This is a genomic window from Novipirellula galeiformis (assembly GCF_007860095.1).
GTDB classification, from domain to species: Bacteria; Planctomycetota; Planctomycetia; order Pirellulales; family Pirellulaceae; genus Novipirellula; species Novipirellula galeiformis.
The window spans coordinates 236,534-259,561 of the sequence record NZ_SJPT01000007.1; the positions used below are offsets into that span (position 1 = coordinate 236,534).

Sequence of the window (23,028 nt, forward strand, 5' to 3'; positions counted from 1 at the left end):
GTTCTCCGCAACTTCGAATGACTTCCCTCCATCGCAGGGATCCCGCCCAAGGTGCTCTCAACCTAAGCGTTTGTCAGGGATGACGGCATACGCATCGTGCCGCAACAGCGATCGCAACTTGTCCCAAAAACCGCCGCCAAGAACAAACAGACTCACCAATAACAAAACATCCAGCACGATCGCAGCGGCCAGCCCGCCCACCCCGAAGTCCGTCTCCGAGACCGCAAAATAATGTCCGATGTAGGGCGACGCCCAGCCGACCGCAAGCGGCGCCGCGAACATCACCAAACCAATCCTGTACCGAGTCGGCCCCACTTCGTTTGCTGGGCCGCGTGAATGCAGAAAGCCGAACACTGTCGTTTTGATAATGGCGAACCCCTCCTTGCCTGCGATGGCTGCGGCAGCGACCAATATGATTTCCGCAGCCACCAGCATCACGCCACTGATGGCTGCGGTCGCGGTGGTCGTCACTCCTAACAGCGGTAAAACGGGAATCAACACAGGCCATCCGATGCTAAGAACAAACATCACAAAACCGACCTTGGCTCGCCAACGGATTTGCGACGGTTCATGACTCATGAGTTCAACCAAAGAATAAATCGTGCCAAAGGTTATCACTGCTCTCCGCTATTGTCGTGCATTTTGCGTTTGCATTTGCTGCAACACTTCATCAACGCTCAAGCTTGAGCCCCTCGTCGCTGAGAATCCCTTCAGCGACTCGAAGTGATTGCGAACGATCGTTTCCGATAGATCCATGCTCCACATTTTGTCAGCCATCCAGCGCAGGTACATTTGGCGCTCGCCGATAACACGCTCGTACGGATCTGTCTTAGATTGACGCTTTTTGGCCAGCTCGGCTGTTTACGGTGAGCCGTAGTGATATCGCCATCCTGGATAGTGAAACGAAGTTTCCAATCTTTGTATCGAAGTGCATTGAGGTTGCCGCCAGCGTCAAAGTAGAGGATCTCTGCGCGGGCGACGGGGCCCGTGCCGGTGAGCAGATCGATTTGGTTGTAGCCATCCAAACCTGCTTTGAACGACGTGTCTCCGGCTTGATATCCCTTTAACCGTTTCTCTTTGACGTCGGGTTCGCCCGCCGCGGGAAGTCCTCCGCTGACGAACGGTGTGACGACGCAATTCACATGCCCCCTGATGCGGGATGCGTTTAGAACGCGGCCGACCTCTACCGCAGCGTGCGCAGTGCTACCCACAGGGCAACCCACAAGCGACGGAGCCGTTTCCTGTCGTGGGAGGCAACTGCACCGCATTTGATTGCATGCGAATCGCACCCCCTGACTCAGAAGGCTGGCAGCAAAGAAATCCATTTCTTAACGCACTCGCATGATGCTTCCACCTGTGCTCAAGGGGTCAACGTGTGCCCTCAGGACCAATGCAGCGTTGGTCGGAAAGTGTCAAAACGCAGGATGTGTGTCTCTGGCGAATGCATCGCGGAGGGCTAATCGTCGATGCGGAGACGTTGCATTTCGAGCGGTGCGTTCGTCCAATTTTGAGGGGCGGCTTGCAGCCTTCGCCGGCAGCATTTTTGCGTTTCCGCGACAGCCGCTTAGATTCCTCTGCCACTCTCACGGTATCCCACTCTCACACTCTCACGGTATCCCTCGGACGATCGAGGGTCCAATTAGACGGGTGAACCAGACGGGCAACTTCTGCCAGACGCGGATCAAACGCTGGTTGCCGGCGGCGTCCGGACGCATCGCTTCAACCGAGCCTTTGCGCACGTAATACTGCCAGGTCGCGGGATGGGGCACGGCGCCCCATTGCGCTTTGAATTTGTAGGTGCCGCTGCCGACGCTACTGCGTCCAAAGTCAAACGTCTCGCTGCCACGCTCAATCGCGCGGCGGAGCAAATGGCGGTACATCCACATATTGGCGCCGGTCGGATTGGCCGACCGCAGACAACTCGCACTGGGCACCTCGGTGCCCGCGTCGGTATGGACCAACAAGGCGGCGGCCCGCGGACCGCCCTGGCCACTCACGACGCACAACTCGGTTTGGCCGGGAAAGGCACCAAGCACCTCGGCAAACAATCGCCGCGAAAAGACGGGGGTCCCCAGGTCGCGCATGTTAACGGCAAAGACGTCGTAGAAGTCGTCGAGTAGCTCGGTGCCACCGAACACGACCGTATGATTCGATTGGCCCGCCTTGCGGACTTGGCTGCGCAGCTTGGACTTGAACGATGCGTCAAGCTGCTCATCGGTCACGGGCAACGCCAATCGCATATGCACCTTGCTGGCGTTTTCAAAGTTCAACTGCGGATGCGATATTGGCACCTCATGTCGCAGCTCGAGGTAACGAACATCGAGCTCGTCGGCCAACTCGCAGGCGCGGGTGACCAACCGCTCGGCGGCCAACGGATCACTGGCCCACACGCCGCCAGTGTTGATGTAGGGCAATGAGACTAGAAAGCGGCCAAAGATCGGGCCTTTGACCAGCATCAGTGGTAGCAGCCCGACGATCTGCTCGGCATCACGTACAGTGATCAAGAACCCAGGGTGCTTCAGTCCTTTGGCGATCGCGGTCCACCACTGGCGGTGATGGGCGGCCAAACGCGGCCACCGAGCGTCGCTAGCGCCTGCGACGCCGAGACAATCCACATCGACATCAGCAAGGTCATGAACCTCCACACACAAATCAGCCACAAGCCCGAGCACCCCACGAGTCCAGAAACAAAAAAAGAGGCAGGTTCTCGACATGAGAACCTGCCTCTAGCAGTTTAATTGGCGCGTCCTCGAAATCAGGACGCAAACCTCATATTCAAAACCTAAGCAGCCTTCAAAGCTTTACGACGACGACGTCCCATCGCACAAGCGCCAGTCACGCAGCCAAGCAAAGTCAGCATCGAAGCGGGCTCAGGAATTGGGTTGACCGCACCAAGTGAAGAAGAGCTACCACCAGCCGCAATATTATCCTGTCCTACGATGCCACCAGCGAATGAAAGACCAGTTGCTGGTGATGTGAAATTGGCTGCCGTCAAACCGAAATCATAACTTCCGGGACCAGGCCCCAGTTGAGGCAGGTTAACGGGAATAAAACTTGTGGGGGTCCAATCACTTGAAGATTCAAGCACATTAAGCCCTGCAAACAAGTCTACGCTATTCAAATTAAAGGTGCCGCTAATTGAAGAAGTCCCGAAATCAAGAAGTGCCTCAACCTTCGCAGTAGCAAACGCTGATTGAAACGCGCCATAATTTGAAAGTGGACCAACCGCAGCAAAGTTACCCGAGACTAATGCTACGGCGGCACTTGCCTGCTGTGTAAAACCAGCGAGTTGCCCTGCAAACAACTCAGCAATCGAACCGTTGGTGCCACCAACAGCACTTCGAACTAATGAAGCATCACCAAAGTCTACATCCGCAGAAAGAACTAAACCGAGCTGATTTTCTCCTGCGCCGCCATCATTACTACTCAACTTGTAAAACAGCAGAAGTTCGTCGGATTGACTGATATCCACACCGTTTGGACCAAACGGGGGGACAACATCCGTTTGATCTGAGTAAAAACCAGATACTGAGAACCGTAACCCGTTCTCGACACTGTCATAGGGACCAGAGTCAATAACTGTTGGAAACACTGAAGCGGCGTGGGAGGTAGCGGCAACAAAAAACGCGAGTACGGAAGAAGCTAGAAACGTCTTAACGTTAATATTCATTTATTTAAACCTGAAAAAGTAGAAGTCGAGAAAACACAAATCAACTTGGTTTTCTCGGCACCACTTCAATCGGTTCAGGGAATCGCAATGCTCGCAGGGTGTCTCGGCGCCAGCGAATCCACTGGCCGTCGAGGTCGCGTGCCAACCACATCCCGGGGCCGGTCAAGCCGAACCCGAGGCTGAGTGACGAGGGCGCTCCGACCGCTTGCATGTCCGATTCTCCGTCGGCATTTTCGACCACCAACGGTGGCTCCTGCGGTTCCGGGGCCATCGATTCGACCACCTGGAGCGTTGAATCAAGCTCCAACTGGAGCGCAGCGTGAGCCGGTGAAGCTTGCAAAATGCTGAAAAACAGCACTGCGAGCAACAGCAAACTGCGCATCACGGTTGGTTTGGAAAAGCGATCCATGGGCCCGATTATGATTCGACCGAGGGGGGCATGCAATCCCATTGCTCCGAAAAACCGGCATAAACGGCACTCGCTCGCTGGGGCCGCCAAGATCCACCCCAACGAGGCTGCGAAACATCCGACGTGGACATATCCCCCAGCGCCCTGGGGCCAGAACACCCAGGGTTGCGTGAGGTCCACCCACCGGGGTTTTCGGCAACGGGGATCAGCAACGGGGATAGAGCACTTTCTCGGGGGGGGGGGGGCCGACGGTGGACCGCGTTCTGGCGAACGCAGCTACGACTTGAAGCCCACGTCGTTTTTGAAAACACCCGGCAACGGGGACGGCAACGGGGACAGAGCACTTTCTCGGGGTATTTTGACCATTTGCACAGAAAAAAGGCTGGGCGCAACGCCTGCCAATCCCCCCTTAAAAGACCAGACATTCCTGAAGGACGGAGCGTCTTCCCTTTCCATTCACACCCCCGCAGAGTGACTAGGAACACACATCCACCCCCTCTAAAGCACTAGTCAAAAAAGCGTTGACTGACTCAATCGGTGAGCTATTCTGCTGCCACCTATCTGCTGGTTCTTCGGGAAATCCTGATTTTGTCAGTTAGGAAGAATCGTTAATTTCCACGCTTTAGAATTTAGAATGTTGAGACTGATGAGTGTACGAAGATGTTTAGTTAGCTTGAATCTGGTGGCGGCTTCTGCCTTGATTGCTTGCGGGATTACCAACACCCCTGTCTCAGGGGCCGTCATTACGGGCGACCCGACAACCACTACCGGGGCTGGATTGCAGCTAATCGGAAACTCCATGGATCCGCAATTCAAAGCCGACACCATTGGTGGTGGCTTTGCCTACGATGTTTACACGGGCCGGTACACCGTGTCGGCCTCCGATGTGATCGGGGGGGCAAATGTGATTGGAAACACCGGCCAGGGCGTGCAGGGCGGAGCGTTTAATATTGGCGACGACATTTTTGTCATCGGCTGGAAGTCGACCGCTGATAATGGATCTGGGGGATTGTTTGCCTCGACAGGTGACAATTTCCTTAAGCTGGATCCGAACGGCAATGCCGGTTACCAGCCTGCTTCGGCCCCCGGCGGAGCGGTTACCAGTTTTAGTAACTCGGATGCGGGCGACGCACAGCTGCAAAACTCTCGAAATGACGGAAATCAATTCCGCTTCAGGTCGTTTCGATTCAACGATGGTTCGGGCTCTAGCTATCCGTTGCAAGACGAGGTTGCGAGCGCCCCGTTCACCGATCCCCTGGAGGACCTACCGTTCCGTGCATTCGGCGTAAATACAGGCGGTGTGACGCCGAAGGTCGAGTCCCAGATTTACTTGCTGAACGTGACTGCTTTGAACAATTCCAGTTTTAATGGGACGCCATTTAATCCGATCGGCCAAGGCCTACCCTTTTACATGCATCTTGCCGGTGAATCAGGTAGCACCGGCGTTGCGATCCCGGCAGCAACTGTTCCTGAGCCCACTTCGTTGGGTTTGATGCTTGCTGGCGCAAGCTTGCTGGGACTGCGACATCGGCGTCGAAAGAACGGTGCGTCCACCGAACCGCTTCGCAGCTCCGTTTGATTCGTTTGTGAGAGCCCCCGCGCCAGTCGCGGGGACGCTGGACAAAGGAACTTCTAGAATACCCAGGGGTGCGTGAAAACCACCCTTCGGGGTTCCTGAAAACACCCGGCAACGGGGACAGAGCACTTTCTCGCATCTCACGACGAATGGTGTTCGATCCGATCCCGATAGGGATGGAGGAGATTAGCCGTAGGTAAGCGAAGCGCCACCTGCGGAAAGCAAGCGTACGAAATCGAGTTCGACCCTGAAGGGGTCGTAGCCCGGTCGTCTATGCCCCCTTCAGGGGCAATTCAAACGTTGGTTTAGGTTTTCCAGTGGTGTTCGCTACGCTCAAACCACCGGCGAATTTCTAAAATCCCTATTGGGATTCGACCGGCAACAAGGACAGCGCACTTTCTCGTGTCGCCCGGCGGCGGACCGCGTTCTGGCGAACGCAGCTACGGTTTGCAGCCCACATCGTTTTTGAACTTGAAGCCCACCTTATTTATCGCCGGCAACGGGGACAGAGCACTTTCTCGCATCTCACGACGAATGGTGTTCGATCCGATCCCGATAGGGATGGAGGAGATTAGCCGTAGGTAAGCGAAGCGTCACCTGCGGAAAACGAGCGTGCGAAATCGAGTTCGACCCTGAAGGGGTCGTAGCCCGGTTGTCTATGCCCCCCTTCAGGGTCAATTCAAAGAACGGCAACGGCGGCAACGGGGACAGAGCACGTTCTCGGGGGGGCCGCGGTGGACCGCGTTCTGGCGAACGCAGCTACGACTTGAAGCCCACATTCTTTTTGAACTTGAAGCCCACCTTATTTATCGTCGGCAACCAGTTCGCACCAGGGACAGAGCACTTTCTCGGGGGGGGCCGGCGGCGGACCGCGTTCTGGCGAACGCAGCTACGGCTTGAAGCCCACGTCATTTTTGAACTTGAAGCCCACCTTATTTATGAAAACGTTCTAGCGGCGGAGGCGGCGACAAAGCCCTCAAGATGCACTGCGTTTGTCTTGCTACAATCCGCAGCGATCGACGAAACAATCCATTTGGCTGAAATTCATGCCACATGGATTGATGCCTCCTAAGCCAAAACGCTGGGGCGACGTCGGTCGCGTTACCGCTGCACAAACGAACTGAACATCAAAAAGATCCCCCCCCAGCTCATGTCTCATTCACTTTCCTGGCGTCGCCTGCTTTCATCGAATCGCGTTTCACGCTCTGGATCGTCCACGACGGACAAGTTGTCCGGTGGAGCGAGCGGCAGAAAAGCCGATGAACGCACTCCGTTTGAGCAGGACTATGACCGCATCGTGTTTTCGCAACCGTTTCGGCGGATGGCCAAGAAAACGCAAGTGCATCCGATGGCCAGCAATGATCACATCCACAATCGGCTAACCCATTCGATCGAGGTGGCCAGTGTAGGGCGGGGGTTCGCCCACCGCGTGGGCGTGTTGGCGCGGCAGGCGAGCGATCTGCGTGCCGAGGACGTTGCCTCGTTGCCGTGGATCATGCAATCGGCCTGTCTGATTCACGATATCGGCAATCCGCCCTTTGGCCACGCTGGTGAAGAGGTGGTCCGTGCTTGGGTGCATGAGCATCCCGAGATGTTTGAACGCCAACGCTTTGACTCGGACGCGAGTTGTGAATCATGCCATGCGGATTGGTTGGGCTTTGAAGGCAACGCTCAGGGATTTCGAATTTCGGCGCGTCCGGACAATCCCAAGGCGGGTTACCTCCGTTTGACGCACGCCACGCTCGCCTCGGCGATCAAGTACCCGTGGCTTTCGACGGACCCACGTGCTGCGGCAAAACGCAAGCACAATGTTTATTCCTCCGAGACACAGATTTTTGAAACGCTAGTGGAGGATCTTGCGCTTCGTGATCGCTCCGGCGTCCCCTGTCGTCATCCGTTGTCGTTCTTGACCGAAGCGGCCGATGATATCTGTTACCGAATTCTCGACTTGGAGGATGCCGTCGAAATGGGGATTCGTGAGTTCGATAAGGTGCAAGATTTATTCTTGAGGATCTCGGGCAACCAGGAAAACAGCTCGATGCCATTGTCGCAGCTACGCGGTCAAGCGATCAAAAATCTGATGGACAAGTGTTGGCAGGTGTTTGAAGACGATTTTGATACGATCATGAATGGCGATCGCATCGAAGATTTGAAGTCCTCGCTCGATTCCGAAAGCGAACAACATCTGCAAGACATTTCGGACGCCTACGACGAAATTTTCGGTCATCGAAAAAAGGTGGCGACGGAACTAGGGGCCTATCACGTCGTGGGTCGGATTCTCAAAGCGTTATTTAAAACGGTCCAATCCATCGATGATGCCGCCCACTACAAAGACGTGCACTTCCTTTCCAAGCGGTGTGCCGAACTCGTTTGGGGCCGCAAGTATGCCGAGGAGAACTTGAGTCGCGACTATGCTTGGTGGTTAAGCCAGGTGATGGATTTTGTGAGCGGAATGACCGACGATTACGCTACCGACCTTTCGCGAGAAATCGGTGGTCTGGCACTCTCACAGCGATAACGCTCGAGAGCCGGTTGAAGGCCAGCGTCCCGTGGGCGTCCGCGCATCGACAATCGTTTCGCGCTAACCGAGAAACTTCTCTAGGGTTTCTCTCAACGTCTCGGGCTCGATCGGCTTGCTGAGGTAATCGTCCATGCCAGCTTCGAGACACCTTTGACGATCCTCTTTGAGCGCATTGGCCGTCAGCGCGACGATGGGAACTCGGCCGGCTAAATCTCCGTTCTTTTCTCGCGCACGGATCTCACGCGTGGCAGAAAAACCATCCATGCTCGGCATTTGGCAATCCATCAGCACGAGGTCGTAGCGTTTCTGGATGACGGCGGCCAACGCCTTTTCACCGTTCGCCGCTAAGTCGCTCGTGCAGCCGAAATGCTTCAGCAGGTTAATCACGTACAGCTGATTGATGCGGTTATCTTCGGCCACCAGAACGTGTCCCGAAAGTGCGGGCATCGGTTGCGGAGATGGCGTGACGTGATCCTGTTGCGGCGCGTTCGGGCTCTCCGTTTCCGAGAACACGGAAACCAATCGATCGAACAGGTCGCTGGGCCGGATGGGCTCGTTCAACCAATGTCGCACCCCGAGTCGGCGGAGTTGCTCTCTCGAAAACGGATGCGGCGAAAAATTGAATCCGATCCGATGTAACCCGGGAAACATCGACAATTCCTGAAGTGCAACGCTCTCGGACTCTGCGATCACGCTGCAATCCACCAAGACCACTTGGAAAGGCGTCTTAGCGGCCTCAGCATCTCGCGCGATAACGAGTGCTTCGCGGAGGGACGACACATGTTCGAAGCCGCAATGCCAACTTTGCAGTGCCTCGGCGAGTTGGTCTCGCACTCGATCTTGCTCGGCAATCACCAAGATTCGCGTCCCTGTCAGCAACCGTCGCCCGTGATCCTGGAACGCAACACGCGGTGTGGTCTCGAGGTCGAACTCAAACCAGAAAGTCGTGCCGACTCCCTCTTGGCTCTCCACACCGATTTCCCCTCCCATCAATTCAACCAACTGTTTGCAAATCGACAATCCGAGGCCAGTCCCACCAAATTGACGGGTGGTCGAATTGTCGACCTGAGAAAACACCTTAAACAATCGATCGAGTCGGTCGCTCGGAATGCCCACCCCGGTGTCCGAAACCTCAAACCGCAGACGGGTCGCTTCATCCGTGGCCGCCACCCGTTCCAAGCGGATCGTGACACTCCCAGCGGATGTGAACTTGACCGCATTGCCGATCAAATTCACCAAGATTTGGCGAAGCCGGGTGTCATCGCAGAGACCGGAAACACAGGCATTCGGAGAGACACGACAATGCATGGCCAGCCCTTTGCTCTGGACCGTATGCGACATGACCTCCGCAACATCGTAGACGAACGCTTCCAAGTCGCATTCACATGGATCAATCTCGAGTTTGCCAGCTTCGATTTTAGAAAGATCGAGAATGTCGTTCACCAGCTGCGTCAACACTTTGGCGCTCGAACTACAAGCGGTAACATACCGCTGCTGCTGCTCATTCAGCTCGGTTTTCAGCAGCAGTTCATTCATCCCGAAGATGCCGTTGAGTGGCGTACGTAATTCGTGGCTCACGATCGACAGGAAATCACTTTTGGCTTGACTGGCCCTGACCAACTCGGCGTTCGCAGTCAGTAAGTCTGCGGTGCGTTCGGCGACGCGATCGGCCAATACGCCACGATCTTTTTCAATGATCAAATTGGCCTGTTGCAATTCATTTGCAATCGTCCGAAGCTCCCCGACGATCCTTTGGCGTTCGGACACGTCGCGAACCGAAGCGGCGACCAAGGGGCCATCACTCGTCTTCATCGGGCCGAGGCTGATCTCGACGGGAAACACGGTGCCATCTTTTCGCGCCCCGAATAAATCGCCACGCTCGCTGCCCATCAAACTCGCGGACGCGGATTCGATATACCCCATGCGGAGATGAGGATGTCCGGCGCGTAACTCCGGCGGCATCAACACTTCAACCGGCTGCCCAACCAACTCGGTGCAAGTCCAACCAAACATCGTTTCGACTTGTCGGTTCGCTTCGACGATGATGCCCTCTTGGTTGGTGATCACAACGGCATCCGGTGCAAACTCAAAAAGGTCCGAAAAACGCTGTTCAACGGCCATCCGTTCCATCTCCGCCGCAACCGCGAGTCCAAACAACTGCGTAATCGCTTCCACATTGCCTGGGTTCGTCAACGCCCGTCGGCTCATCACGCCCACATTGCCGATTTGTTGTCCTTGGGCGTTGATGAAGGGGACGCCGACGTAAGCTTCGATTTCGTGGTCAACGAGCAATTCGTCGTCCGGATACGCTTCTCGCGCCCCGCTAGGAATCACGCAACGGTTACGATCGCCCACCTCTCCGCACGGCGTTCCTGCGATCGGATAACTAAAGTTCGCCTGAAGTTCTCCCTCCTTTGAAATCGCCAACGTCACAAAATTGCCTGGCTCCTTGGGGTCAGGACAGGCAATGAACGCCATCTCACAGTCGAGCAAATTGGCCAATTGCAGCACGACCGCTTCATAGAATGCCGAGCCTCGCAGCTTCGCGATGCTGGTCGAGAGCAGACGCAACGCTTGCTCGGTTTGTTTATGTTCGGTGACGTCGGTGTTTACTCGGATATAGCCGGTGACATTCCCATCGGAGTCATGCAGCGCCACCCCTTGGCTAATCACCCATACGGTTTCGCCGGAGGGACGTCGCAGGCGATATTCCGAGCGTAGGCTGTTGCCATCACGAGTGACCTCGCCCCAGTCACGCACGACTTGTTCGCGATCTTCAGGATGAATCGCCGCATGCCAACCATCCCCGCGCGCCTCATCCAAAGGGATTCCGGAAACTTCACACCAGCGTTGATTCACATCCACGCACTTGCCATCCGCGTCGTATAAAACGATCCCGACGGGCGACACGCGCCCCAGCGATTCGTACATCGCGTGGGTGGTCGCCAATTCTTTCTGGGTCTGACGCAACTCCGTAATATCAGTACCAAACCCCTCGATCGCATCGACCGCCCCATCTTGCCGGTAGATTCGACGTGCCTGGTCCAAAATCCACTTCACCCGACCATCGGAAAGCACCAAGCGATATTCACACTGAAGGGGCTGGCGGCTCTTTGCCTCTCGTTCATGACAAGCGACGACATCGGCATGAAATGCGATGACATTGGAGCGATCATCGGGATGCACGAGTTCCAGATAGGTTTGTCGCATGTTTGTTAGCGCCGCAGGTTCGACACCGAGTAGCTCCTTGCAGCCGTCGCTAACGAATTCCGTCGTCCAATGGGCATCGTCGCGACAGCGGTAAGCCATGCCTTGCAGATTCGCCAGCAGATCGCGATGACGCCGCTCGCTTTGGGCAAGCTCGTGGGTCCGTTTCTCAACACGGCATTCCAGGTCGGCATTGAGCTGCTGGAGTTCTCGCTCAAAATCACGTTCATTCGAGACATCATGGAAGACAAGCACGACGCCAATGATGCTACCCTCTTCGTCCCAAATCGGAGCCGCACTGTCGGCGATCGCCCATTCGGTGCCATCGCGTGAGATCAGCGCCGTGTGATTGGCCAGCCCATGAATGGTTCCGGTCGCCAGCACATCATCGACGGGGATGAGCGCCGGCTCGCGCGTGTCTTCATGAATAATCTGAAAGACTTGGTCAATGGGACGCCCGATGGCTTCGGCACGCGTCCAACCGGTCATGCGTTGGGCGATGGGATTGATCCGAGTGATACGTCGGTTGGCATCCGTGGCGATCACCCCGTCGCCAATCGAGTTCAGGGTGATTTCAAGATTTTGTCGGCTCTCTAGGAGAGCATCGACCGTCTGTTTGAGTTGCGTAATGTCACGTGCACTGGCGAACAGCGTCCCATCCGGCTGCGGGATCGAAGTCCATTCCAACCAACGATAAGTACCGTCTTTGCATTGATACCGATTTTCGAAGTTCAGCGTGGGTTGCCCGCTGCCCAACTTCTCGACTTCGCGCATCGTCGCGGCTTGGTCATCGGGATGAATAAAATCGAAAAACGGTCGGGACAAAAGTTCCTCAGGGGTCCACCCTAGCGTCCGGCTGAACGCAGGATTGACTCGTTTGAAGACGCCGCTCGTGCTCGCGATGCCGAGCATGTCGTGGGTGAGTTTAAAGAACTGGTCGCGTTCTTCCTCCGCCTGAAAACGGTCGGTCAGATCATGAGTGGTGCCCAAATAGCCGGTAATCGCACCGTCGGCATCGCGGATGGTGGAAACGGCGAGTTGCACCGACAAGCGATTGCCGTTTTTGCAAATGTAGGTCCACTCTCCTTTTTCATTCCGCTGGTCGCGGACTTTGGCCACCAAAACCTCGATGCCAGGCGATACCGTGCGGCCGAGTTCGCTGGACAAGGCGACCGCGCGGGCGGCAATTTCTTCGGCATCGTGCCATAACAGCGGTGTTTCGATCCCCACCACGTCGGCCGCGGACCAGCCGATCAATTGCTCCGCAGCAGGATTAAAACTGCGAACGATGCCGTGTAAATCGATAGCGAAAAACACCGTGCCCGCATCGTTCAAAACGGTTTGCAGTTCCGCAGACAGCGGGGAATCATTGGGTGGCATTGCTCAGCATCTCCATAATGTTTTCAGTCAATCCTGGATCAACGCGGAATCAAAAGGACTTCCGCTAATGCGACTGCCATCGCCACAGTCCGCGATGGTTGGAACTTGCGGTGCAGATTCCTGAACCAAGCGACAAAACAGAACCGAGCAGTAGAATTGGAATTAAAACAGTTATCGAGGATGGCGCCCACTACTTTGGAACCAATGGGATGGTTTTTGTAGGGGTGTTGGGGGGGGGGGGTGCCAGGCAATGTTCGCAACGCGTGTGTCACGCGAATCGCTACTTTAAGCGACTGGTGAATTGTTGGCACATCATGCCATTGAGCAGATTTGCCAGCGCGGGGTCATAGCGATGCCCCTCGTCACGCATGAACGCGTGTTCGCCGTTGAATTCATGCCAAGTGAATTGGGTCCCCGCGGCGGTCATGGCGTCGTAGATCAAACGCCGCCCCTCATTGGGGACGTGAGGATCTTGGCGTCCCCAAATCATCATCATCTCGCCCTGAATCTCGGGGATCCGATCCAAGGAATCGTCGCACATTCCTTTGCCCAGGCTGCGTTTATGAATATCGGTCGCGTAGAAGCAAACGCCGGTCTCGACCTCCGCATTCATTGCGGCGCGAAAGGCAAGATGTCCGCCGAGACAAATTCCGACCGAGCCGATGCGACCGGTACACTGTGGTTCGTTGCCAAAAAAATCAATGACCGCGCGTGCGTCGGCGTCGTAACTCGCTAACGCCTTGGTCGTCTTCAGTGCGTTACCACGCTCGGTGCCCGCCGCGTCATACGCAAACGCTTCACTCGGCTGCGTGAATTCGTGATAGACGTCCGGCACCGCGACCATGAAACCGTGGCCAGCGATCATCGCGGCGGTGCGGGCGATCGGCGCGGTCATTTGATAGATTTCGGCAAACAACACCACGCCGGGGAATTTGCCTTCACGATCGGGGCGAAACAGATGCGTCCGCATCAATCCCGATGGCGTTGTCAAATCCAGATTTGAAACGGGTTTAATGCGCATCGAAGTTCTTTCCAATGGATTGCGAGGACGATGGATTGCGAGGGCGATGAGAAACCGGGAATTCCACCCCGGGGTTGCGGTCGTGATCATAGATCATCCGCGTCCCTTGCCAACCGCCTTGCGCATTGGCAATGCCATCCTCCCCACGTCATCGCACCTCACCCGCCGAGCCGTCCGCTAGGCTTTCGATCGGGGCGGTTTCGAAGACTCTCTAATTCAAAGACGTCGCAAATTAGAGACGTCGCAAATTAGAGACGTCGCAAATTAAAGACACCGCAATTCAAAGCCGCCGCGGCGCACCTATTGAACGGTCAAGGATGTCAACAAGGGCGGCGTGACGGTGAGCGGCGCGATCGCAGAGGGCAACGCAGCGGCGGGCGACACCGCAATCGATTTCGCAGTCGCCGTGCGACGACAACCGAAAAAGCCTCGCTGTTGAATGATTTCGGCCACCTTGGCGGGAACGTGTTCGGTCCAGCTGGGATCCCCCACTTGAATCAAACGGAGCACTTCGCGTGAGAAAGTCGACAGATGTTCGGGATTGTAATCCTCGAGTTGTTCGATGCATCCCTTGTCCACCAAGTATTGAAACAAGGTGCGTAATTCCTGGGCGACCTTGAGGTTCTCGACCGTCGTCAACGCGCCCGTTTCGCGATTGAGCAGCGGATAGATGTACAACTTCAAATCATTTTTGAACAAGCGTCCAAAGGACTCGAGAATCCCGCCATCGAGTTGGGTGTAATATTTCTCATCAAACAATTCGACGAGGCTCGCAGCCCCCATCGTAATGCCGATTTTCTTCTTCGTGTAACGTGCCAAGTAGGCGGCCAAGCGGTAGTACTCGAAGTAATCCGAGATCAATACCGTCATTCCGCTGGCGGCGAGCAAATCGACTCTCGCCAAAAAGTCACGCAAATCGATCTGCCCATTGGTCTGCAAATTCCGCATCGTGATCTCAGCCAACGAAACCACTTCGTCCGCGTCGACGTCGGCTTCGGAGCGGAATTTTTCGTGAGCCGCTTGCATCATGTCCACGTTGACGTTCGTCAGCGGACGGAAGCTGCCTCGTTCGACCAGGATTGGTTTTTTATAGAGCACTTCGGATGGTTGCAACACTTCGCCGTTGGCCGAGAACATCGCCGCGCTGCTGAGCCCCAATTGCACCAAGCGTAGACTCATCACACGGTTGTCGACGTGGCGGAATGCAATTCCTGAAAACTCGATCATGTCAATTTCGATGCGGCGTGTGCTCAGATTGTCGAGCAACGATTCAATCAACTGATCGGGTTCATGGTTGAGAAAGAAAGCCCCGTACAACAAATTGACCCCCACGATCCCAAGCGCTTCTTGCTGTAACGCGTTCTCGGTATCGAGCATGCGAACGTGAAGAATGATTTGACTGTCTTGATCGCGCGGGTGTGCCTGGAAACGAATTCCCATCCACCCATGGCACTCATTGGTCCCGTGGAAATTACGAGCCGAGACGGTATCGGCAAACGCGAAGAAAGCGGTCGTGTCCCCGCGGCTTTCTCGCAAACGTTCGAGGTTCAACGCGTGTTCACGATCGAGCATGTCTTGCAGACGTTGGCGGCAAACGTAGCGATCGCAATGGCCATAGATCGCATCGCTGACGGACATGTCATAGGCCGACATGCTCTTCGCGATCGTGCCTGCCGCACCGCCGACACGAAAGAACCAACGCACCACTTCTTGCCCGGCACCAATTTCGGCAAACGAACCATAGCGACGCGCGTCGAGATTGACGGCCAATGCCTTACGTTCTGTGTTCGGTCGTTCCGCTGCCATCGCTCAATCCCCAAATGTAGCCTGAAAATTCAATGCACCGTAATGGTATGGGTTACCTAAAGCATGCGGGTTGGGAAAATCGGTGCTGTTACGCCAAGTTAAACGACTTGCGGACCCTAGGGTCGAAACAGACCGAATAACCCTGTCCGTAAAATCTTTACCGATGCCTCTTGCTTAGGCCCCGGTCGATCCGATAATGAAGAGACCGATCGCGCATTCGAAAGAAGACGTTTGTTCTTCGCAAGCATCGGTGGTTCGACTTTCCCCCATGGCTCAACGGCGTCTCTCTAGCGACCTCTCGCTTCCCGTGCTATTGCACGGTCGATGGCGTTTTGTCTTGCGACGACCGCTGAGCGTTCTGATCTTGTTGGCCGCGTTTGCCCAATTGATGCCAATGGGTTTCGCGGCGAAGGGAGGGCTCCGACCGGACTCCGCCCTGGGCGCATGCGATGTCACGGTGGCGACGCAGGTCGCGATTGCGGTTTGTCGTGCTGTGGGCCAGAGCATCCAGATTGCGGAAGATCGAGATCCCACGATCAAGCAGCTTGATTTTGCTTCCGCCCTCTTTGGCACCACCGATTCAGGCCAGTTTGCTTGGGATGCTACGCGATCGAGCGTGGGATCCTCTTTGGGGCATCCAGCGACGCTCGTGGATTTGCACGTACGGTTACAGATTTAAACGAACTCGGTTTGTTCCTTTTCATTCTGTTTTAACCAACGCAAATTGTCCTTTTTTGAGAGTCAATTCTATGGGTGCGCGCATCAAGAAGCCCGTCAAGAAATCCGTTTCCAACGCCAGCGAGGAGCGGGGTACAAAATCGTCGTCGACCTCCCCTGCAAACCGCTCTCCGGCTGCAACCAACCCTGCTGCCGCCATGCACCCCGCACTGGCGCGGGCGATCACTCGGATCCAGAAGTCCGACTATCACGGCGCCGCCGAGTTGCTGCGATCGGCCGGTCGTGACACCTCGGTTCGCAATACGTTAGGCGTCTGTTTGTTGCGGCTAGGCCAAGTGGACGAGGCCTTATCCGTGTTCCGCCAATTCGTGCTGTTGCCGGGCAACGTGACCGAACGCCCCGACATCAGCAATGCGTGCAAACGCAATTTTGCCACCGCACTGCTATTAAAAGGCTCCCCGAGCGGAGCGTTGACGGTAATCCAGGAGACGCGTGAGGCCAATCATCCGATGGCGGTGCGGATCGGCCAGTCGATCCAACGGTGGGAAAAGTCGTTGTCATGGCTACGGCGGCTCGATTGGAAGCTCAATCGGATCGAACCACCGCATTGCCAAGTGCCGATCGACTTTGAGCCGGGAGAGTTCGAATTCGACGTGGTGCAACGACAACCGCACGGCGCATCCGGCAACGCGTTCGAGCTTGCCGTCTAAGCCGCTTGGCAGAACGGACGGTCTCGATTCAGCCGCTCCGCGTTTTTCCTGCTCTAACGTTCGGAGGTCGTGCGGCCTTTCGCTCGCACGAATCCAATCGTTTTGTGTGCTTCACCTTACACGCAACCTGTTTCGGAGAACTCCGAACGAGCGGAGCGGGTTCGCCGCGGGGCAGCCGCGGTGTATTTGAGACGCTGAACGGACACGCTCAGCGTCAGCAGTCCGTTGCGCGAAATCTTTTCGTTGAAGGCTCGATTTTCGACTCTCCCAGCCCCAGATGGGAGAGTCAATCAAATGCAAGCCGTTGCCGTGGTGGTCTATAATTGTTCGCGGATGACGTAGGGTGCGTTGTCCGTCGCCGAGTGATGCATCCACTTTGCGAACGGCTCGCTATCCGATGCGTGAATGGGTGCTTTTCCCGCCGCCGATGAACAACCTTGATTTAAGTCTGCATTTGTTTCTGCAAATTGCAGTGATTTTATTATTTTGTCGCGTCGTGGGTTTGATCGCCGCGCGGCTTGGCCAACCCCAGGTGGTCGCTGAGATGATCGCCGGGGTCGCCCTGGGACCGTCGTTGTTCGGGCTGTGGTTGCCCGAGTGGCAGCAGGCGTTGTTTCCTTGGGATGCCAGCCAAACAACGCGGGATTCGCAAAGCTATCTGTATCCGCTCTCGCAACTTGGCTTGGCGCTGTACATGTTTGTCGTCGGGATGGAGTTTCGCGTCGACATCGTTCGTCAGCACTTTCGCAGTTCCGTTGCCGTCTCGGTGGCCGGCATGTTGGTTCCCTTTGGATTGGGGGCGGTGCTTGCTTGGTTTTTCGTCCGTCACACGACGATGTTTATGCCGCAAACGGGCATGATCGAAGCGATGTTGTTTTTGGGTGCCTCGTTGTGCATCACCGCGTTCCCGATGCTCGCTCGAATCATTCACACCAAGGGACTTGCGGGGACCCGGATGGGAACCGTCGCGATCGGGGCAGGAGCGATTGACGATGCAGCGGCTTGGTGTTTGTTGGCGGTGGTATTGGCCAGCTTCGATAGCGACTTCTCATTGGCCTATCGCAGCATCGCGGGCGGGCTCGCCTTCGTATTGATTGCCGCCGTTGTGATCCGACCGCTGTTGAACCGGTTGGCTCGCTTCGCAATCCAAAAAGAAGGACAACTGAGTGACGCCGGGTTGGTGATCGCGCTGGCGTGCATGTCACTCGGTGCGTGGTTCACCGACATGATTCAATTGCATGCGGTGTTCGGCGCCTTTGTGATCGGCACGGTCATCCCGCGAGGCCCGATCAGCCGGCAATTGATTCAGCGAATCGAACCGTTGACGGTGGCCATTTTATTGCCGTTGTTTTTCACTTATTCAGGACTCAACACGCGGATCGGAGTGCTCGACAGCGTTTATTTGTGGAGTCTCTGTGGCGTGGTGTTGTTAGTTGCGGTGTTGGGAAAAGGAGTCGCGTGTGCAGTGGCAGCTTGGCAAACGGGCGTTCCCGCACGCGAATCGGTGGGGATTGGCGTCTTGATGAACTCGCGAGGATTGATGGAGTTGATCATCATCAACATCGGACTCCAACGTGGTCTGATCTCGGAAGAGTTATTTGTGGTGTTGGTTTTGATGGCGATCGTCACGACGTTGATGGCGTCGCCGATTTTCGATTGGTTGGTCCCCCGCTCCGAACCCCGCCCCGATCCCCACAGCGAACCCGCTGCGATGCAAAGCGAAATCCCCCCCGTGACAACCTAATCACGATGACCGCACGCTTGTGCTTCAGCAAACGGTGGAACAATTCGCCGACGACACCCAGCGTCGCCTAGGCAGCGAAACTCATGGAGCCACGTTCACGTGGTGTCACGAGCGTATCTCGGTCACGGGCCTATTCGGTTGCGGGCCTATCTCGGTTGCGGGCCTATCTCGGTCACGGGCGTATCTCGGCTGCGGGCCTATCGAGCCGATAGTGTTTCCAAGCGAAATAACTAACGCCCACACAAACGGTCGGGAAGATTCCGAAGACAAGCGTCGTCTTCATCGCAGGAGCATATTCCCAGTGTATCGAATCGCCAATCAACAAGCCGTTGTAACTCAGAAATAACGCCAGCATCACGATGCCTTCGCCGCGAGACACCACCGCGTGGCTGAAGAAGATCGGCCAGCACAACAGGGCCACCCAAACCATCACGGCCAAGTCGAACCACAACACCGAAGGCGACACCGGGACGCCGGAGCTCGATAACACCGATGCGACCGCTAACACCATCAGCAGGTTAAAGACGTTGCTGCCGACGACGTTGCCGACCGCGATGTCGCGTTGTCCTCGGATCGCTGCAACCATCGAAGTGGCCAACTCCGGCAGTGAGGTCCCCGCGGCAACGATCGTCAATCCGATCACTAAGTCGCTGACTCCGAATTGGCGGGCAATCTCCGTCGCCGAATCGACCAGCATGCCGGCACCATACACCAACAATCCCAAACCGATCGCGAGCAAGACAACATTGCCAACCAGTTTTTGCCACGATGACTTTGGCGTGGGTTCCGCCAGCGAATCGAGCGGCTTGGATTCCCGGCGTCCCGCCCGAATTAGCCAACCGGTATAAAACAAAAATGCGGCCAACATTCCGGCGCCTTCGTATCGCTCAATCGATCCATCGTAAGCGGCCAACCAAACCACGATCGATGCGACGATCATGATGGGCACATCCAAGCGAACCAATTGCGACGAAACCGAGAGCGGCACGATCACCGCCGAGACGCCCAGGATCAACAAGACATTGAAGATGTTGCTGCCGACGACGTTGCCCAGCGCGATCGCCGAATCGCCCTCCAGCGAAGACACTGACGAGACGGCCAATTCCGGCGCACTGGTGCCAAACGCGACCACGGTCAAACCGATCACCAGCGGTGAAATGCGTGCCAACTCAGCCAACGCCACTGCACCCCGCACCAAGAACTCCGCCCCCGCCACAAGAATGGCCAAGCCGAGGAACAGCCATACGTAGGTCATCGGAGGATGTCAACTTTGGGGGTGGAAGGGAGAGTCACAGTCGTTGCGTTGGAGAAAGATCAATCTATCGCAATTTTGGCTTTCGAATAGCTGGCAAGATTCGAAATGACTTGCCAATCCAAAAACCGATTTCGAGCGCCCGCGTTTTATTTGTCCGATTCGAAAAGCTCAGCAAAGAACGATTTCATCGCAATCCAGGAGCGATGGTCGGCTTTAGCGTTGTAGGCGGCACCCTGTGAATTGTCATTCCCCGCCATCGGCTGGGTAAAGGAGTGAACGGCACCGGAATAGTAGATCATTTGCCAATCGACGTTAGCGTCGTTGAACTCCTTTTTCATCGCATCGATGTCGGCCTCGGGCACAAACGGATCATCCGCACCGTGACAAATCAACACTTTCGCCTTGATGTTCTTGCCATCTTCGGGTTGGGGTGAATCAAGCGCCCCATGAAAGCTGACGACGCCATCGACATCCGCTCCACTGCGTGCCAACTCGAGTACCCCCTTGCCGCCGAAACAGTATCCGATCGCCGCGATTTGCTTCGTGTCGACACCCGGCTGAGCCAGCAACTGTTCAAGCCCAAGATTCAAGCGGCGACGATACAATTCGGCATTACTTTTAAAGGTACTCGATAGCTTCGCCGCTTCCTGACGATCCGCGGGACGATTGCCTTTGCCATAAATATCGAGTGCAAAGGCAACGTAACCCAGTTCCGCCAACTGTTTACAGCGGCGATGTTCGTAAGCGGTTTGCCCCATCCATTGATGGACGACGAGCACGCCGGGGGACGTCTTCGAGGCCGTTGCGGGATCCCAGACCACCAAGCCTTCGAGAACGAGGTCCCCATCGTGGTAAGTGACCTGTTTGGTTTGAACCTCGGCATTGGCAGATAAAAAACCGACACCGACCATCAACAACGCTAATACCGTACGCATAAACACTTCATCCAAGTAGTGAGACAGGCAAGTGGGAGGAACGAGTCAGCAGCGAACCACTCACTCGATTGGGCCCCATTTTATCGCAGCATCCTGAAACCGTCAGCCATAGGTGCGGGGGGGGGGGGGAGTAAGGAGTAAGGAGTAAGGAGTAAGGAGTAAGGAGACAAGGAGACAAGGAGACAAGGAGACAGGGAGATAGGGAGATAGGGCCTGATACGACGGGCGGATTGCTGGTTTCCCAAATCCCGGATGCCTGGGCCCCTGTTTCGTGGACCTGAGAGTGGTCGTTTGAAGTTGCGTTTCAAAAGGCTGGTCCAAGCCCCAATCGATGGCATTGGATGCTCCATTGGGATCCGCTAGCGATCTTGTCATCCCCCGCCTTGGAACGCGTGTTCCTGGATCCTCGATTTCCGCATAGAATCGTCTAGGCGCCCCGTTGCCCCGACCGAAATGTGGTTTGCTGATATCGCGTTGGGCTGATATTGCGCTGGATCGCGTGCTAAATCACGACGTAGCGCTCTCGGATTTCGTTTCCTTCCTCCTTTCGCTGAGTTTGATTCGCTGATGACCTATGTGCTGCTGCTAGTTGGATTGATCATTCTCGTACTCGGAGCGGAGTTATTGGTTCGCGGTTCCGTGACGCTGGCTTCGTTTGCGGGGGTTTCGCCGCTGATCATCGGTTTGACCGTGGTCGCGTTCGGCACCAGTGCGCCGGAGTTGGCCGTATCGTCGGTTTCAAGTCTGAAAGGGGATTCGGCGATCGCGCTGGGCAATGTGATCGGCAGCAACATTTGCAACATTTTGTTGATCCTGGGGATTTCTGCGGTGATCGTGCCGTTGTCGGTTTCGTCGCAATTAACCCGCTTGGATGTGCCTGTGATGATCGCGGCATCGGCGGCGGTTTGGCTGGCCGCCTACGATGGCACAATCGGTCGCTTCGAAGGCATCGGGCTGTTTGTCGGCTTCTTGGTCTATACCGTTTGGATGATTCGCAAAGGGCGTCGAGAGGAAGCGTTGCGTCGCAATGCAATCGAACTCGACGCGAACGATCCCTCCCTGCAACCGCTGTCGCTACGAAACGGCTTTTTGAACGCGTTTTATATTTTGCTGGGCCTGGGGATGCTTGTGTTGGGGGCTCAATTGCTAGTCGATTCGGCCACCAAGATCGCGATTGCTTTTGGGATCAGCGAGATTGTGATCGGTTTGACCATTGTTGCGATCGGCACGTCCCTTCCGGAACTCGCCACCTCGGTGGTCGCCGCGATGAAGGGTCAACGCGATTTGGCGGTAGGAAACGCCGTCGGCAGCAACCTATTCAATCTCTTGATCGTTTTGCCAGCCGCTTCGGTATTGGCCCCTGCCGGGGTGCCGGTCGAATCGCCGGTGCTGTGGTTTGATCTTGCCGTGATGGCGATGATCGCCCTGATTTGCTGGCCGATTTTCATCAGTGGTTCAACGGTCTCTCGATTCGAAGGCGCCGTGATGTTGATGCTGTTTACGATGTACTCCGTCGTCCTGGCCGCTGAGACGATGAAGCTCGACTCGTTGACGACCTTAAAAACCGGCTACTCGCTCTTGGTCCTGCCGCTGGTGATCGTCGTGGTCAGCTTGTCCGCTTGGAACCACATCAAATCGCCCAGCGCGAAGACTCCGATCGCCTCCTCGAAGACCTAAGCCCCCACCGCAAAAACGATTCGGTGTCATCCCGATTAGCCGAGCCGGCGTTAAATCCAGTCAAGACGAGCCCCGCCGCTAGCGTCGAGCGGCTCCATTTGCAGAACAACTCCTGCCTAGGTGCATAGCGATGCGAAAACAGCTTCACCAATGGGCGCTTCGATTGGTCGTCGCCCCGATTCGTTTTTATCAATTGGGGATCAGCCCGCTGCTCGGTCCGAGTTGTCGCTTTACGCCCACTTGTAGCCAATATGCGATCGAAGCGATTCGCAGGTACGGCATTTTTCGAGGCGGTTTCCGAGCGGTACGTCGCATTTTGCGCTGTCACCCATGGAACCCCGGCGGCTACGATCCACCGTGACGCAGCGATGATCTTCCGTGATGCCCGCCTCCGCTAACGATCAATCACCATCACTCGGACCGCTTGTTCCCCCGAAGC

17 protein-coding genes are annotated in these 23,028 nt (G+C 55.9%); 7 read left to right on the forward strand and 10 right to left on the reverse strand.

The features are described 5' to 3' along the window. Positions 1–57: 57 nt before the first annotated feature. The 5 genes from Pla52o_RS19100 to Pla52o_RS19120 all read right to left on the reverse strand — a co-directional run bounded on the left by Pla52o_RS19100 (position 58) and on the right by Pla52o_RS19120 (position 4,079). Complete coding sequence (locus Pla52o_RS19100; protein WP_146596224.1) at positions 58–579, reverse strand: transporter suffix domain-containing protein; 522 nt, start codon at positions 577–579, stop codon at positions 58–60. Between the two features lie 131 nt (positions 580–710). Continuing rightward, on the reverse strand, positions 711–1,211 hold the full coding sequence (locus Pla52o_RS19105; RefSeq protein ID WP_197169363.1) for a hypothetical protein: 501 nt from the start codon (positions 1,209–1,211) through the stop codon (positions 711–713). A gap of 396 nt (positions 1,212–1,607) precedes the next feature. Continuing rightward, the gene (locus tag Pla52o_RS19110; protein ID WP_146596226.1) at positions 1,608–2,714 is read right to left on the reverse strand and encodes a FemAB family XrtA/PEP-CTERM system-associated protein; all 1,107 of its coding nucleotides are present in this window, start codon (positions 2,712–2,714) and stop codon (positions 1,608–1,610) included. A 68-nt stretch (positions 2,715–2,782) separates the two neighbouring features. Next, positions 2,783–3,670, reverse strand: a complete 888-nt coding sequence (locus Pla52o_RS19115; protein ID WP_146596227.1) for a hypothetical protein — start codon at positions 3,668–3,670, stop codon at positions 2,783–2,785. Between the two features lie 40 nt (positions 3,671–3,710). After that, a complete protein-coding gene (locus Pla52o_RS19120; protein WP_146596228.1) occupies positions 3,711–4,079 on the reverse strand; it encodes a hypothetical protein in 369 nt (122 codons plus the stop codon). A gap of 646 nt (positions 4,080–4,725) precedes the next feature. Here Pla52o_RS19120 and Pla52o_RS19125 point away from each other — a divergent pair. Both Pla52o_RS19125 and dgt read left to right on the forward strand, forming a co-directional pair. Beyond that, the gene (locus Pla52o_RS19125; RefSeq protein WP_197169364.1) at positions 4,726–5,658 is read left to right on the forward strand and encodes a PEP-CTERM sorting domain-containing protein; all 933 of its coding nucleotides are present in this window, start codon (positions 4,726–4,728) and stop codon (positions 5,656–5,658) included. Between the two features lie 1,147 nt (positions 5,659–6,805). Next, positions 6,806–8,173, forward strand: a complete 1,368-nt coding sequence (dgt, locus tag Pla52o_RS19130) for a dGTP triphosphohydrolase (RefSeq protein WP_146596230.1) — start codon at positions 6,806–6,808, stop codon at positions 8,171–8,173. A gap of 63 nt (positions 8,174–8,236) precedes the next feature. Here the strand turns inward: dgt and Pla52o_RS19135 are convergent, their stop codons facing one another. The 3 genes from Pla52o_RS19135 to Pla52o_RS19145 all read right to left on the reverse strand — a co-directional run bounded on the left by Pla52o_RS19135 (position 8,237) and on the right by Pla52o_RS19145 (position 15,590). After that, complete coding sequence (locus tag Pla52o_RS19135) at positions 8,237–12,763, reverse strand: PAS domain-containing hybrid sensor histidine kinase/response regulator (RefSeq protein ID WP_146596231.1); 4,527 nt, start codon at positions 12,761–12,763, stop codon at positions 8,237–8,239. A gap of 280 nt (positions 12,764–13,043) precedes the next feature. Further along, the gene (locus tag Pla52o_RS19140; RefSeq protein ID WP_146596232.1) at positions 13,044–13,784 is read right to left on the reverse strand and encodes a dienelactone hydrolase family protein; all 741 of its coding nucleotides are present in this window, start codon (positions 13,782–13,784) and stop codon (positions 13,044–13,046) included. 300 nt (positions 13,785–14,084) lie between these two features. Beyond that, on the reverse strand, positions 14,085–15,590 hold the full coding sequence (locus Pla52o_RS19145) for a TonB-dependent receptor (RefSeq protein ID WP_231612474.1): 1,506 nt from the start codon (positions 15,588–15,590) through the stop codon (positions 14,085–14,087). 268 nt (positions 15,591–15,858) lie between these two features. Here Pla52o_RS19145 and Pla52o_RS19150 point away from each other — a divergent pair, with 268 nt between their 5' ends. From Pla52o_RS19150 to Pla52o_RS19160, 3 genes are all read left to right on the forward strand, one after another. Continuing rightward, positions 15,859–16,269, forward strand: a complete 411-nt coding sequence (locus tag Pla52o_RS19150) for a hypothetical protein (RefSeq protein WP_146596233.1) — start codon at positions 15,859–15,861, stop codon at positions 16,267–16,269. A 70-nt stretch (positions 16,270–16,339) separates the two neighbouring features. After that, complete coding sequence (locus Pla52o_RS19155) at positions 16,340–16,978, forward strand: tetratricopeptide repeat protein (RefSeq protein ID WP_231612475.1); 639 nt, start codon at positions 16,340–16,342, stop codon at positions 16,976–16,978. A gap of 343 nt (positions 16,979–17,321) precedes the next feature. Then, entirely contained in the window at positions 17,322–18,722 is a 1,401-nt protein-coding gene (locus Pla52o_RS19160) for a cation:proton antiporter (protein ID WP_197169365.1), read from the forward strand. 172 nt (positions 18,723–18,894) lie between these two features. Here the strand turns inward: Pla52o_RS19160 and Pla52o_RS19165 are convergent, their stop codons facing one another. Together Pla52o_RS19165 and Pla52o_RS19170 are read right to left on the reverse strand one after the other, a co-directional pair. Then, positions 18,895–19,977 carry a calcium/sodium antiporter gene (locus Pla52o_RS19165; RefSeq protein ID WP_146596234.1) on the reverse strand — a complete coding sequence of 361 codons (1,083 nt, stop codon included), beginning with the start codon at positions 19,975–19,977 and terminating at the stop codon, positions 18,895–18,897. Positions 19,978–20,123: 146 nt separating this feature from the next. Next, on the reverse strand, positions 20,124–20,912 hold the full coding sequence (locus tag Pla52o_RS19170; protein WP_146596235.1) for a dienelactone hydrolase family protein: 789 nt from the start codon (positions 20,910–20,912) through the stop codon (positions 20,124–20,126). 567 nt (positions 20,913–21,479) lie between these two features. Between Pla52o_RS19170 and Pla52o_RS19175 the strand changes: the two genes are divergently transcribed. Further along, a complete protein-coding gene (locus Pla52o_RS19175) occupies positions 21,480–22,589 on the forward strand; it encodes a calcium/sodium antiporter (protein WP_146596236.1) in 1,110 nt (369 codons plus the stop codon). A gap of 130 nt (positions 22,590–22,719) precedes the next feature. After that, positions 22,720–22,950: a membrane protein insertion efficiency factor YidD gene (yidD, locus tag Pla52o_RS19180; protein ID WP_146596237.1), complete on the forward strand. Its 231-nt coding sequence runs from the start codon at positions 22,720–22,722 to the stop codon at positions 22,948–22,950. The last annotated feature ends 78 nt before the right edge of the window (positions 22,951–23,028 follow it).